This is a genomic window from Fulvimarina pelagi HTCC2506, assembly GCF_000153705.1.
GTDB lineage: Bacteria > Pseudomonadota > Alphaproteobacteria > Rhizobiales > Rhizobiaceae > Fulvimarina > Fulvimarina pelagi.
On sequence record NZ_DS022272.1, the window covers coordinates 2,050,994 to 2,063,606 of the forward strand.

General features: G+C 61.2%; 13 protein-coding genes. 9 read left to right on the top strand and 4 right to left on the bottom strand.

Features of this window, described 5'->3' with window-relative positions:
- Positions 1 to 14: 14 nt before the first annotated feature.
- Positions 15 to 710, bottom strand: a complete 696-nt coding sequence (locus FP2506_RS09530; protein ID WP_007067253.1) for a GNAT family N-acetyltransferase — start codon at positions 708 to 710, stop codon at positions 15 to 17.
- Between the two features lie 233 nt (positions 711 to 943).
- Between FP2506_RS09530 and thpR the strand changes: the two genes are divergently transcribed.
- From thpR to rlmN, 4 genes are all read left to right on the top strand, one after another.
- A complete protein-coding gene (gene thpR, locus FP2506_RS09535; RefSeq protein WP_007067254.1) occupies positions 944 to 1,543 on the top strand; it encodes an RNA 2',3'-cyclic phosphodiesterase in 600 nt (199 codons plus the stop codon).
- A gap of 94 nt (positions 1,544 to 1,637) precedes the next feature.
- On the top strand, positions 1,638 to 2,012 hold the full coding sequence (locus FP2506_RS09540; RefSeq protein WP_007067255.1) for a YkvA family protein: 375 nt from the start codon (positions 1,638 to 1,640) through the stop codon (positions 2,010 to 2,012).
- 370 nt (positions 2,013 to 2,382) lie between these two features.
- A complete protein-coding gene (locus tag FP2506_RS09545) occupies positions 2,383 to 2,889 on the top strand; it encodes an invasion associated locus B family protein (protein WP_007067256.1) in 507 nt (168 codons plus the stop codon).
- A gap of 255 nt (positions 2,890 to 3,144) precedes the next feature.
- Positions 3,145 to 4,368: a dual-specificity RNA methyltransferase RlmN gene (gene rlmN, locus FP2506_RS09550; protein WP_007067257.1), complete on the top strand. Its 1,224-nt coding sequence runs from the start codon at positions 3,145 to 3,147 to the stop codon at positions 4,366 to 4,368.
- Between the two features lie 317 nt (positions 4,369 to 4,685).
- On the opposite strand, the gene FP2506_RS09555 is transcribed toward rlmN, so the two are convergent.
- Positions 4,686 to 5,342, bottom strand: coding sequence for a redoxin domain-containing protein (locus FP2506_RS09555; protein WP_244404157.1), 657 nt, complete (start codon positions 5,340 to 5,342; stop codon positions 4,686 to 4,688).
- Between the two features lie 222 nt (positions 5,343 to 5,564).
- On the opposite strand from FP2506_RS09555, the gene FP2506_RS09560 reads away from it, so the two are divergent.
- Genes FP2506_RS09560 through FP2506_RS09570 form a run of 3 tightly spaced genes read left to right on the top strand, consistent with a single transcriptional unit; the run spans position 5,565 to position 7,622 of the window.
- Positions 5,565 to 6,026 (top strand): hypothetical protein, encoded by a 462-nt coding sequence (locus FP2506_RS09560; protein WP_007067259.1) that lies wholly within the window; start codon positions 5,565 to 5,567, stop codon positions 6,024 to 6,026.
- Positions 6,019 to 6,810 (top strand): 4'-phosphopantetheinyl transferase family protein, encoded by a 792-nt coding sequence (locus FP2506_RS19350; RefSeq protein ID WP_050765061.1) that lies wholly within the window; start codon positions 6,019 to 6,021, stop codon positions 6,808 to 6,810. The genes FP2506_RS09560 and FP2506_RS19350 overlap by 8 nt, the downstream gene beginning before the upstream one ends.
- Entirely contained in the window at positions 6,807 to 7,622 is an 816-nt protein-coding gene (locus tag FP2506_RS09570; RefSeq protein WP_007067261.1) for a metallophosphoesterase family protein, read from the top strand. Before FP2506_RS19350 ends, FP2506_RS09570 begins: the two co-directional genes overlap by 4 nt.
- On the opposite strand, the gene FP2506_RS09575 is transcribed toward FP2506_RS09570, so the two are convergent.
- Positions 7,619 to 9,016 carry a M20/M25/M40 family metallo-hydrolase gene (locus FP2506_RS09575; protein ID WP_007067262.1) on the bottom strand — a complete coding sequence of 466 codons (1,398 nt, stop codon included), beginning with the start codon at positions 9,014 to 9,016 and terminating at the stop codon, positions 7,619 to 7,621. The genes FP2506_RS09570 and FP2506_RS09575 overlap by 4 nt on opposite strands.
- 70 nt (positions 9,017 to 9,086) lie before the next feature.
- Entirely contained in the window at positions 9,087 to 10,004 is a 918-nt protein-coding gene (locus tag FP2506_RS09580) for a LysR family transcriptional regulator (protein WP_040489073.1), read from the bottom strand.
- Between the two features lie 546 nt (positions 10,005 to 10,550).
- On the opposite strand from FP2506_RS09580, the gene FP2506_RS09585 reads away from it, so the two are divergent.
- Together FP2506_RS09585 and FP2506_RS09590 are read left to right on the top strand one after the other, a co-directional pair.
- Positions 10,551 to 11,684, top strand: coding sequence for a type III PLP-dependent enzyme (locus tag FP2506_RS09585; RefSeq protein WP_007067264.1), 1,134 nt, complete (start codon positions 10,551 to 10,553; stop codon positions 11,682 to 11,684).
- Positions 11,685 to 11,830: 146 nt separating this feature from the next.
- Positions 11,831 to 12,511 carry a GNAT family N-acetyltransferase gene (locus tag FP2506_RS09590; RefSeq protein ID WP_007067265.1) on the top strand — a complete coding sequence of 227 codons (681 nt, stop codon included), beginning with the start codon at positions 11,831 to 11,833 and terminating at the stop codon, positions 12,509 to 12,511.
- Positions 12,512 to 12,613 lie beyond the last annotated feature (102 nt).

Genomic DNA, 12,613 nt, shown 5'->3' on the forward strand with positions numbered 1-12,613 from the left:
GCGAGAACACGGTCCTAGGTGTTTGCGCCGAAGATCTGGCGCATTGATCTGGCCACGCCGCTCACGCCGAAAAGGGGCGCCGTCCAGCGTTTCCAGTTCGCCAGCCGCCATTCGAAAAAGGCGTAGGCCATTGCTTCGGCCTCCTGGCGCCATTCGCCGCGCAGACTGGCGAGATCGGCCGGGCGTGCAGGCAATTCGGCGACGATATCCTGATCGGTCGCGAGCAGCTTGGCGCCATGCTTGAGCGCGAGCGCCCGGATGCGATGGTTCTCGCGCAGGCACGTAAGGTGCAGCCTATTTACACCGCGATTGCGGGCCGCACCGACGACACGCTCGAAAAGCCGGCCGCCATGCCCTTTACCCTGAAAATGCCGCTCGATCGAAAACGCGGCCTCGGCCTCGTGGCGGTCCTCTTCAGAGAATCGCAGTTCCGCAACACCTCGAAGGACACCGTCGACGAAGAGGCCCTCTATCACGGCGTCGCCGGAGAGCGAGCGGGCCGCATAGGATTTCAGAAAAGCCTCGCCGACGAGGTGACCGAAGCGGGACCGCCGTGACTCGGGATCAAGCCGCTCGAGATGTGCAAGGAAAAGTTCATTCTCACCAGGATGCAGTCGCCGCACCGTCGTCCATTCCCGCTTTTCAGAGTGCATTTCATCCGAAACCACAGGGGTCGGATGCTCCGGAGAAAAACCAGCATTGATCGCCATGAGGAAGGCCTTTCTTTATGCCAATGCCGTCACTGCAGACCGTAAATCCCGCTGCGATTGTGACGACGAACGCCTCCCGACCGTTCGTTTACAACTCCGAATATGGTACCGCGCCGAGGCTGATGGCATGGGCCTGTGTGCAAAGCCGATACCCTCTTGCGGCATATCTCGAAGGATGAAAGCCTGAGGCGTGGCCGCGAGGCGCCCCCGATGAGTTCGAAGGGAGACGATTCATGCCCCGCTTGTTTGCTGCGCTCGAAATCCCGCAAGACGTCGCGACGACACTGACCTTTCTGACCGGTGGACTGCCGTCGGCGCGATGGATCGACCGCGAGAACTACCATCTGACATTGCGTTTCTTCGGCGACATCGAAGCGCGCTCTGCCGACGAGCTGGTCGAGGCACTCGATCGGATAGACCGGCCGCAGTTTCCTCTGACACTGCAGGGCCTTGGCGCCTTCACGCCAAAGAAGCCGCACTCGATCTATGCCGGTGTGGGCGCTTCGCCCGAGCTCATTGAACTGCAAGCCGAAATCGACCGGATCGCCAAGCGGCTTGATTTGCCGAGCGACGGGCGCAAGTTCATGCCGCACGTCACCATCGCCCGTCTGCGCCAGCCGAAAGACCGGGACGTCGCGAAGTATCTGGCCGAAAAGGGTGGCTATCGCTCGCCCTCGTTTCTGGTGAAGCGGTTCGGGCTCTATTCGTCGAAGGCTTCGATCGGCGGCGGTCCCTACATTCTCGAGGAACCATTCGAGTTGAAGGACCGTGCGGTGGCACTCCCGCGAAAGCCGTTCGAGGAGGCGGGAGCCTACGGGTCCTCAGGCAGATAGTCCGGATGGGGGACGGCGCAGCTTTATCACGCGCCCCTTGAGGCAGCCTTCAAGATGTCCCATCTCGATAGGCTGAACGACCCGGAGGATGGCTATGGCGCTGGACAGAATCCGCATTCAGGAAATCTTGCAGCCCGGTGGCGCGGACGAGCAGAGCGAGAAAGAAGAGACGGTCCGCGCATCGTTCTTCGAGAAGGTGCGTAAGAACCTGAAGCGCGTCCCATTCATGGAAGACGTCGTCGCCTCCTATTACTGTGCGCTGGACACCGAGACGCCTGCGGCCAGCCGGGCCATTCTGTTCTCAGCGCTGTTCTACTTCATCCTGCCCTTCGACATCATCCCGGACATGTTCCTCGGCCTCGGCTTCACTGACGACATCGCAGTGTTGCTAGCTGCCTTCAACGCGGTACGATCGAACATCCGGCCAGAGCATTATCATCAGGCACGAAAGACATTGGACGACCTCTAACGGGGTCCTGAAACGCGGCACGATTGTCGCAACCATAAGACAGCTCACAAAGATTCGGCAGCAGCTTACGCAATTTGCGTCGGTTGATGCTCCGATGCCGCACTGTCGCCAGATTCTTTCAGTTCTTCACGAAACGTGATCGGTCCGCACCATCCCGGGGTATGATGGAGCTTCTTTACGAAGCGCGGACCGCGATGGAATACCGTAGCGCCATAGGGCCCGGGAGCCCGAGACACGTCAGCGTTAACCCGCGGTAAAGGCGAAGCGTGCAACTGTCTCGGTCAGGCGAGGTCTTCGGCAGATCGGCCACGGTCAGAAGACGCGCGGGGCCCGTTAAGGCCATACGATGACGCAATCGAAGTGGGGAACCATGACCTTCAAAAAACTCCTGACGGCGACGGCGGCGATACTGATTGTGTCGAGCGCCGCAAGCGCAGCTCAGACGCCGACCCGCATGAACCAGTACAACGACTGGGGCACCTACGCCTACAACGATTCGAGCGGAAAGGTCTGCTACATCCTTTCCACGCCGAAGCAGATGCAGCCGTCCAATGTCGACCATGGCGACATCTTCTTCCTCGTGTCGCAAAAGCCGGGCCAGGGCATCGCCTACGAACCGCAGGTCGTCATGGGCTACGACCTGAAAGAAGGCGAGAAGGTCGAAGTGGACGTCGACGGTACGAAGTATGCGATGTTCTCCAAGAACGATTCGGCCTGGATGGAGAACGCGGCCCAGGAGCCGCAGCTCGTTTCAGCCCTTCGCGCGGGCCGCTCGATGACGATCTCGGCGACTTCGAAGCGCGGCACCAATACAAGTTACACCTATTCACTGTCCGGCGTGACAGCAGCATTGAACTCGATCGCGGACTGCAAATAGGTCCGAAGCGTGCTTCCCTGCTGCCGAATGTGTTGGCAGGGACTGTCGATCGATCGCCAACGAGCGCCCGGCCTTGCCGCGGCGCTCTTTCGCGTTGCCGGGACGCTTCGATCCTCGTGTCCGGCTTGAAGAAACGCCGTCGACACGGCATTTAGCGAACGAACAAACCGTATTGTCCTCTTAACTGCACCGCACGGTGTGTCCCATGTGCCGTGCGCAAAGCCGTTGATCCGTCCGCCTGAAGGTTCCTGTACAATGTCCGTCTCTCTCGACCTCGCCGATCCGAAAACCCGGCCCGCCGTCGATGCTGCCGGGCTGTCTCCGGTCGATGTAGACGAAAGAACGTCGCTGATCGGAATGAGCCGTGAGGAGCTCGGAGAAGCTCTCGCCGCTGTCGGCGTGCCGGCCAAGCAGGTGCGGATGCGCACCGCGCAGCTCTGGCATTGGCTTTATGTGCGCGGCGTTTCCGATTTCGCGCACATGGCGAACGTCTCGAAGGATCTCCGCAACAAGCTTGACGCCGCCTATACGATAGCGCGGCCCGAAATCGTCACCGAACAGGTCTCGGTCGACGGCACGCGTAAATGGGTCTTTCGCTTCCCGCCGCGCGGCGCAGGCCGGCCGGTGGAGATCGAGACGGTCTATATCCCGGAGGAAGGTCGCGGCACGCTTTGCGTCTCTTCCCAGGTCGGCTGCACGCTGACCTGCACCTTCTGCCATACGGGCACCCAGCGCCTCGTGCGCAATCTGACGGCCGGCGAGATCGTCTCGCAGGTGCTGCTCGCCCGCGAGCGTCTCGGCGACTTTCCCGACGTCGACACCCCGGCGGGCGCGATCGTGCCGTCCGAGGGGCGCCTCGTATCGAACGTCGTCATGATGGGCATGGGCGAGCCGCTCTACAATTTCGACAACGTCGCGACCGCCCTCGGCGTCATCTCGGACGGCGAGGGCCTGTCGGTCTCCAAGCGCCGGATCACGCTCTCGACGTCCGGCGTCGTGCCGGAGATCGTGCGCGCCGGCGAGGAAACCGGCGTGATGCTCGCGATCTCGCTCCACGCCGTGAACGACGAACTGCGCGACGAACTCGTGCCGATCAACAAGAAGTATCCGCTGGCAACACTTCTCGAGGCCTGCCGCAATTATCCGGGCCTCTCCAACGCCAAGCGCATTACCTTCGAATATGTGATGCTGAAGGGCGTCAACGACAGTATGGAGGATGCGAGGAACCTCGTGCGAATGCTCAAGGGCATTCCCGCCAAGATCAATCTGATTCCCTTCAACCCTTGGCCGGGATCAAGATACGAATGCTCCGACTGGGACCAGATTGAACGCTTCGCCGACTACGTCAACCAGGCCGGCTACGCCTCACCGATACGCACGCCTCGCGGCCGCGACATCTTTGCCGCCTGTGGGCAATTGAAGTCTGAGTCGGAACGTATGCGGAAGAAAGATCGTGACCGCATAGAGCTGCTGAACTAAACAGAGTAACAGCGGCTATTGTTTCTAGTAAGCCTTATGGGCTCTGCAGACTCCGGCGACGGTGTTTCATCTTTCGGCTCTTTCGACCTACGTTGGCGGCGCGAGGTTGTGAGAGATAAAAGAGCCACTCTTCTTCCGGGCACTCGCGGCGGCTCAGAAAAAACAAACCCGTCATTCGTTCAATCCGGAAACGACTTGCGAGTAATGAAAGCGGTAGATCCGGCGTTTACTGGTTTTGGTGATACCAACCGGTTTGCTCTTCCATTTCGACCCGCCACGCCTCCAGCGCGACGGGTCGCTCATTTATCTCGATCGAGTTAAGCCGCTAGCTTGCCACGAACCGGATAGTCATTCTCGATAATGAATTGGAGGCCCTGAAGCAGCCCATCGATCGTTGGGCGCGCGAACGGCACATTCTGCAGATGGAGCGAGTAAAGCGTTCCATCAGGTTTGATAGCTGCAATTCCGGGCTCGCTGAACTTCTCAGGCTCCGGATCTTTCGCCTTTTCGGAAATGAAGAGTCCCCATTCGCGAGCACTTGCCTCTGAAAGGCCGAAACCGATGTCCAGATTTCCGATCGCCCACTCGTCCTTTTGACGCTTAGCTCTTTCTTCACCGTCCATCGAAACCGTGTGGACGATGACGCCGAGGTCTTCGAACTTATTAAGCTTCCCGTTCAACTCTTCGAGTTCTTTCCGACAGATCGGGCAGTGCAGGCCGCGATAGAAGAATACGATCGAAAAATTCTCAGGATTGTCTTGCGAGAGATCGATGGATGAACCGCCGAGCGTGTTTACTCGGAGCGTTGGAGCTTTCTGCCCCGGAAGTGGTGTTTCGTGGGTCATGTATGCATCCATTTTTGTTGTTTTCGTCTTCGGGCCGACACATGGGTGCTTTGCTTTGCCAAACAAGACCACCGTTAGGATGCAAAAATAGGGTTTCAGGCCGTCAACGAGATCGGCTCCTACCGACAACCCAGATAGGTTCTCTAAGTTGCCCAAAGTCCGGCCTTTGAAGGTCAGGCGCTGCGTTAGTTTGTCTGAAGCTACGAACCAACATCGAAATCACAGCGTGAGTGCTTACGTTGCTATCAATGAAACGCTGCTCGTCCTCATTGTGTCGGTTCGTCGTTTGTTGACAATTGCATTCCAGCCCGACTCCCTTTCATCCTTGAACCGCTCAGAGTCCGCCGGTCCATGGCAACGGTCTTCCGCTTCATCTTTGTTATTCCCGTCGCCTTCGTGACAGCTTGCCTGACGAGTGCCTTTACAGTCCTTTGGCCCTATCTTGGGTTGACCGATGTAGAGAACGCGTTCAGCCCGGTGGTCTACGTGCATTCGGCGGTCGCCTTCTGGGCGCAGAGTGCGCAGATAGGCTCAACGCTGCTGATCCCTTGGGCGGTCTTCATGGCGGTGAGCGAGATCCTCGGGCTGTCCTCGCTGGTTCTCCACATTGCGGCCGGCATTGCCGGCTCGGTCGCGATCATCATCCTCGCCTATGGAGACCCCGCGCCGAGTGGCTCGATCCAGGCGGCGATCGTGATCTCCGGGATCGTCTTTGCCCTCACCTACTGGGTGGTCGCCGGACGAAAAGCAGGCACATGGCGTCCGCGCCGCCGTGCCGATCCACTGGACACCACCCCCGCGACACATGACTGATTTCGTAGACGCCCGAGACTCCGTCAGGACCAGCGAGGTGCACCTCGTCCCGATCGAGAACCTTCCGGCCGATCGGCTGGCCGCCTACCCGTCTCTCCTAGATGCCGGCGAAGCTGCCAGACATGAACGCTTTCGAGTAAACAGTGCGCGCGAAGAATTTCTCGTCGGCCGCGCGCTCCTGCGCACACGTCTGAGTGCGCTCAGACCCGACATCGCCCCAGAAGACTGGCGGTTTGCTCTGAACGCCTATGGCAGGCCAGCAATCGACTGGTCGGCGATGGCAACGGCGCCCGCGCCACTCTTCTTCAATCTCTCCCACACGCGCGGTCTCGTCGCCCTCGTCGTCGGCGGGATGGAAGACATCGGGGTCGATGTCGAGACGATCGCGCGGGGCGCGCCGGAACGTGATGTCGCTCGGCGCTTCTTTACCGAAGGCGAGGCTGACTGGATCGATGCTGGTACCGGTGAGATCGACCGGACCGAACGCTTCTTCGCATTGTGGACGCTGAAGGAAGCCTACATCAAGGCGCGCGGCATGGGGCTCTCTCTGCCGCTCGACGGCTTCTTCTTCGATTGTTCGCTAAACCCGCCTTCGATTTCGTTCACTGGGGCGATCGAGGATGAGCCGTCGCGCTGGCGCTTCGAACGACGCTGGATCGACGACGGCCACCGGCTGGCGCTCGCAGTCCCGGCAGGGTCCCCGCCGAGCCGCTTCTTCGAGACCGAACCGCTCGGCGCAGCCCCGCGAGCCATCGCCCCCAATGTCGCGGATGCGGTCTTGTGAGGCTGTTCGCGCTGTCCGACCTCCATCTCGGCCATCGGGCCAACCGGGAAGCGATTGCCGAGATCGCGGCGCGTCCCGACGACTGGTTAATCCTTGCCGGCGACGTTGCGGAAAAGAACGAGCATATCCGCTTCGCCTTCGAGCATTTCGCCGAAAAGTTCGCACAGCTCGTCTGGGTACCGGGAAACCACGAACTCTGGACCCGACCAGGCACCGCTACGGTCCGCGGCGTCGCTCGATACGAGGAGTTGATCGCGCTCTGCCGAGAATACGGCGTGCTGACCCCCGAGGACGACTATCCAGTCATCGAACTCGAAAGCGGGACGGTCCGGATCTGCCCGCTTTTCATGCTCTACGATTATTCCTTCCGCCCCCCGGAGATCGCCTTCGAAGACGCGATCGACTGGGCGCGGCAGAGCGGGGTTCTCTGTTCTGACGAATTCTTTCTGTCGCCGCACCCTTACGCTTCGCGAACCGAGTGGTGCCACGCGCGCTACGCCGCGACCAGGACACGCCTCGATACATTGACTGGCAACTACCCGACGGTCCTCGTCAACCATTGGCCGCTCCGAGAGGACGTTGCTTCCACCCCACGCATTCCCCGCTTCTCCGTCTGGTGCGGCACCAGGCTCACCGATGACTGGCACTGGCGTTATCGCGCAAAGGCCGTCATATCCGGCCACATCCACATTCCGTCTTCGAGATGCGTCGACGGCGTCGCCTTTGAAGAGGTGTCGTTTGGTTATCCGAAACAATGGCAAGGCCGCCGGCCACACCCCGATATGGCGGTGCGGGAAGTGTTGGCGTCCTAAGCCGCGACTCCCCTCCCGATCCGCTCGATGATCCGGGCCCAAGATCGTTGGCCTTTATGAAAAGAGGTCATCTCGTACTTCTCGTTCGGCGAGTGGATAGCATCGTCGCCATTGCCGAATCCGACGAGGAGCGTTTCCATGCCGAGTTGGTTCTTGAACTCACCGGCAATCGGGATCGAACCGCCCATGCCGATCATCGCGGCCTTGTTCGGCCATTCTTCGGAGAGGGCCTCGCTTGCAGCAGCGATCCAGGGGCTGTCGAAGGGAAGCTGGATCGCGGGCGATCCGCCATGCGGGTGGAACTCGGCGCTGCAGTCGGCCGGCAAGCGCTCGCGCACGAAACGGCGGAAATTCTCGCGCAGCTTCTCCGGATCCTGCTGGAAAACGAGGCGAAACGAGACCTTCGCACGGGCTTCTGCCGGGATGACGGTCTTGAAGCCTGCGCCGGTATACCCGCCGATAATCCCATTCACCTCTGCCGTTGGGCGTGACCAGGTCTGCTCCAGCACCGAGCGGCCTTTCTCCCCGGCCGCAAGCCAAAGCCCCACATCGCCGAGAAAATCTTCTTCGGAGAAATTGAGCTCGTCCCACTGTGCCTTCACGTCGGCTGGTACCTCGTCGACGCCTTCGTAGAAATCAGGGATCGTCACCCGGCCAGTCTCGTCATGCAGCGCGCCAAGAATGCGCGAAAGGACATGCAGTGGGTTTGCGGCCGCGCCCCCATAATAGCCAGAATGGAGATCACGGCTCGCCGCCTTGATCACAACCTCCTCGCCGACCAGCCCACGTAGCCCGGTCGAGATGGCAGGCGTTTCGCGGTCCCACATGTTGGTGTCGCAAACGAGCGCAGCGTCGGCCTTCAACTCGTCCTTGTGCCCTTCGAGGAAGGGCAGCAGCGAGGGAGATCCGGATTCCTCTTCCCCCTCGAAGAGAATCGTGACGCCGCAGGGCAGGCCGCCAGTCTCCGCTTTATATGCACGACAGGCCTCGACGAAGGTCATCAACTGGCCCTTGTCGTCCGCAGCACCGCGCGCAACGATCCGCTTGGCGCCATCGGGCCCCTCCGTTACCACAGGTTCGAAAGGATCGGAGTTCCAGAGCTCGATCGGATCGACCGGCTGAACATCGTAGTGGCCATAGAAGAGGACATGCGGCGCGCCTTCCGGTCCCTCGTGCCGAGCGAGGACCATGGGATGGCCGTTCGTGTCGCGAACGGATGCCTCGAACCCGATCGCGGCCAGATCGCCGGCCAAGTAGTCGGCCGCTCTTCGGCATTCACTCCTGTATTTGGGATCGGTCGAAATCGACGGAATGCGTAAGAGTTCGAAAAGCCGGCCGAGCGACTGATCGAGATTAAGGTCGATACAGGTCAAGACACTGTCGAGAGAGGCCATGGGAACGTCCTGATCGAAGGGGGGCAGATGGAGCCAGGGAGCCGGAAAAACGGCTTGGGCTCGGGGTTACTCAATCTTCCTTGGTCAGTTCAAGATCGTGCTTCTTGAACCAGGCGGCGAGGTAGTCGACGAAGAGGCGCACGCGGGCAGGCAGGTGGCGCCGATGGGGAAAGACGGCGTAGATGCCGGCCTCGCTCTCCATATACTCCTCGAACAGCTTGACGAGCCGCCCCTCTCTTACGTCGTTCTTGACGACGAATGACGGGGACAGAGCGAGGCCGAGACCGGCCAGCGCTGCCGCGCGGACGGTCACCGGGCTGTTCGCAGTAAATTGTCCCGACACCTGCACCGGAAGCGACTGACCGGTCTCGGGGTCCCTGAATTGCCACGAGGTGAAGATCCGGGCATTGGAGTCGATCACTACGGGATAGTTCGTCACCTGCGAGGGATGGCTCGGCTTGCCGAGACGCTTGAGCAGTTCGGGGCTGGCGACGATGCAGAAATCGAGAGAAGCGAGGCGCCGGGCGATGAGCGCCGAATCCGCGAGTCTCGTCATGCGGATGGCAACGTCGAATCCCTCGTTGACGAGATCGACGAACCCGTCGTCGAGATGGATATCGAGGCTGATGTCGGGATGATCAACCGCGAAATCGACCAGGCTGTGGCCGAGATGGGCATCGCCGAAGGTGCGCGCGGCGCTCACGCGAATCATACCCTTGGCCTCGCCGGTCGCCTCACGCGCGGCGTCGTTTAGGCTCTCGATATCATTCAGCAACTGGCCCGCGCGGGTCATGTAGACCTCGCCTGCCGCCGTAAGGGCCACCTGCCGCGTCGTTCGGTTGATCAAGAGGACGCCGATCTCGTCCTCGAGTTCACGCACGTATTTGGACAGAAGCGCCTTGGAACGCCCGGTCTTGCGCGCCGCCGCGGAGAAGCCTTCGTTCTCGACGACGGCCATGAAAGCGCGCATTCGGGTCAACGTATCCATGCGATCGTCCTTTGCTTGCAGTCCCGTGTGGCTATGGCGCTTTTGCCACTGAAATCAACTCGATCCCAAAATTTCGGTACAAGCCGATTTTTGTCTTGCGTATGACAGATACCGTCTCTATTTCATTCCCTGCCCAATGTCGCACGTGCCGATGGGCGTCCCCCGGTCCTCACGATAGCGAGGATGAACCGGGACGGTACCTGGACGTAACACACCCAGTCGGTTTCGCGAGCCGCGCGACAACCGAGGACGCTTGAAGCAACGACGGTTCGGGCCTTTCTGGTCTCTCCCGGTGTCCAAAACCGGGAATACTGAAGAGGCACACCTTCCTTGCCTGAAGTGCGGCGGGTTCAAGCCCTCTAATCCATGGCAGACCGATACCCGGAGCCGGTGCACGAGTCGTGCCGTTTTCGGACCCATCGCGTCGCGCGAGCGATTCCTATCCGGCCAGGGCGTCGCGCCTGAACCGGAATGGTATGTTCGCGTTTCGCTCCTCGTCGACCTGCCCGATCAACATCGGGCTGACTGGTTTATGGGAGAGCCACCATGGCCTCACAGCGCATCACCGACTTCCTCGCCACCAACCCGGTCGAAGGCCCCTGCCTCGTCGTTGATCTCGACGTCGTCAAGGAGAACTTCAACGCCTTCCGCAAGGCGCTGCCGGACTCTGCGATCTTCTACGCGGTGAAGGCCAATCCCGCACCCGAAATCCTTAAGCTGCTCGCCTCGCTCGGCTCGAACTTCGACTGCGCCTCAGTCGCCGAGATCAAGATGGCGCTTGCCGCTGGCGTTGGTCCCGACCGCATCTCATTCGGCAACACGATCAAGAAGGAGCGCGACGTCGCCGCAGCTGACGCTCTCGGCGTCTCGCTCTTCGCAGTCGATTGCATCGAAGAGGTCGAGAAGGTGGCGCGCGCCGCCCCGGCCGCCAGGGTGTTCTGCCGCGTCCTCACCGACGGCGAGGGTGCCGAATGGCCGCTCAGCCGCAAGTTCGGCTGCATGCCGGCGATGGCGATCGACGTCCTCACCCATGCTCGCGACCTCGGTCTTCGCGCCACCGGAATCTCCTTCCATGTCGGCTCTCAGCAGACCGATACGAACGCCTGGGATGCGGCAATCGGCGATGCCAAGTTCGTCTTCGAGGCGCTGGAGCGCCGCGGCATCAACCTGACGCTCGTCAACATGGGCGGCGGCTTCCCGACCCGCTACCTGAAGGATGTCCCGACCGCGCAGGCCTACGGCCACGCGATCTTCGAGAGCCTCAAGAAGCACTTCGGCAACCGCCTGCCCGAAACGATCATCGAGCCGGGCCGCGGCATGGTCGGCGATGCCGGCGTCATCAAGGCCGAGGTGGTCCTCGTCTCGAAGAAGTCGGACACCGACGAGAACCGCTGGGTCTATCTCGACATCGGCAAGTTCGGCGGTCTCGCCGAGACGATGGACGAGGCGATCCGCTATCCGATCCGCACACGCCACGACGGCGGTGCGACCGAGCCCTGCGTCCTCGCCGGCCCGACCTGCGATTCTGCCGACGTCCTCTACGAGAAGAAGCCCTATCCGCTGCCGCTCGCACTGACGATCGGCGACGAAGTGCTGATCGAGGGCACGGGCGCCTACACGACGACCTATGCCTCGGTCGCCTTCAACGGCTTCGAGCCGTTGGCGAGCTACGTGATCTAAGGGGCCGTATGAGACCGGTGAGAGCCTCCCTGCTTCGACGACGAAGCCACTGATCCGGCGCGAACGGTGCGCCGGCTCCTTCTGCCCGCGCGCCGCTTCTCGAAAGGACGGCTCCCCTTAACCGCCTGTTATGAAGGTGGTCCGTTATGCTTCAAGTTCCGTTCACCGATTTGCCCGCCTCCCCGGTCTGGCCAGCTGCACTTGGCGTTCCGGCGATCACCCTCCTCCCTGCTTCGACGCCGGCCGCGTTTGCCATCGTCTCCGAGACGCCCGCGCATGTCCCTGCTCGCGAGACGCTGCTCGACCGGGCTATGGGGCCGGGCCGGACGCGCAAATCGTCCGAAGCGATCCGCCGCAATCGTCGGCCGGCCGAAGGGCTTGCTTTCTCCGCTACGGCTCCGGACGGCGCACTGCTTGGAACGCTTCGCCTGTGGCACATCGCAGCCGGCCAGTGCGACGGCGAGGCGGTCTCCGCGCTGCTGCTTGGCCCGCTGGCAGTCGAGCCGACAGCGCAGGGTCTCGGCGTTGGTGGTGCGCTAGTCCGCCACGCGGTTGCAACCGCGAAGGTAGCCGGCCATGGCGCGATCGTCCTCGTTGGCGATCCGGAATATTACGCCCGGTTCGGCTTCTCCGCGGCCCAAACGACAGGACTCGCAATGCCCGGACCATTCGAGCCCCGCCGGCTTCTGGCGCTCGAACTCATCGCGAATACCCTTCGCGGCGCGGCCGGCCTGATCCGGCCGACCGGCGCACTTTGCGACGAGATCGACGCATCCAGAAGTGGCAATGATTTAGGGTCGAGCGAGGCAATCTCTGCTGCCGCTTAAGTGTTTGGAAGGCAACAGCAAACACCGCGCCTAGCCTTACTCTCTTGCCTATCGCAAGATATGCTATCAAATGGTTGTGTCTGATTGGGCGTCGTGCCTTCG

What these genes read in the sequence shown, in the direction of transcription:
- FP2506_RS09530 (WP_007067253.1), bottom strand. Translation starts at nt 710, where the DNA reads ATGGCGATCAATGCTGGTTTTTCTCCGGAGCATCCGACCCCTGTGGTT.
- thpR (WP_007067254.1), top strand. Translation starts at nt 944, where the DNA reads ATGCCCCGCTTGTTTGCTGCGCTCGAAATCCCGCAAGACGTCGCGACG.
- FP2506_RS09540 (WP_007067255.1), top strand. Translation starts at nt 1,638, where the DNA reads ATGGCGCTGGACAGAATCCGCATTCAGGAAATCTTGCAGCCCGGTGGC.
- FP2506_RS09545 (WP_007067256.1), top strand. Translation starts at nt 2,383, where the DNA reads ATGACCTTCAAAAAACTCCTGACGGCGACGGCGGCGATACTGATTGTG.
- rlmN (WP_007067257.1), top strand. Translation starts at nt 3,145, where the DNA reads ATGTCCGTCTCTCTCGACCTCGCCGATCCGAAAACCCGGCCCGCCGTC.
- FP2506_RS09560 (WP_007067259.1), top strand. Translation starts at nt 5,565, where the DNA reads ATGGCAACGGTCTTCCGCTTCATCTTTGTTATTCCCGTCGCCTTCGTG.
- FP2506_RS19350 (WP_050765061.1), top strand. Translation starts at nt 6,019, where the DNA reads ATGACTGATTTCGTAGACGCCCGAGACTCCGTCAGGACCAGCGAGGTG.
- FP2506_RS09575 (WP_007067262.1), bottom strand. Translation starts at nt 9,016, where the DNA reads ATGGCCTCTCTCGACAGTGTCTTGACCTGTATCGACCTTAATCTCGAT.
- FP2506_RS09580 (WP_040489073.1), bottom strand. Translation starts at nt 10,004, where the DNA reads ATGGATACGTTGACCCGAATGCGCGCTTTCATGGCCGTCGTCGAGAAC.
- FP2506_RS09585 (WP_007067264.1), top strand. Translation starts at nt 10,551, where the DNA reads ATGGCCTCACAGCGCATCACCGACTTCCTCGCCACCAACCCGGTCGAA.
- FP2506_RS09590 (WP_007067265.1), top strand. Translation starts at nt 11,831, where the DNA reads ATGCTTCAAGTTCCGTTCACCGATTTGCCCGCCTCCCCGGTCTGGCCA.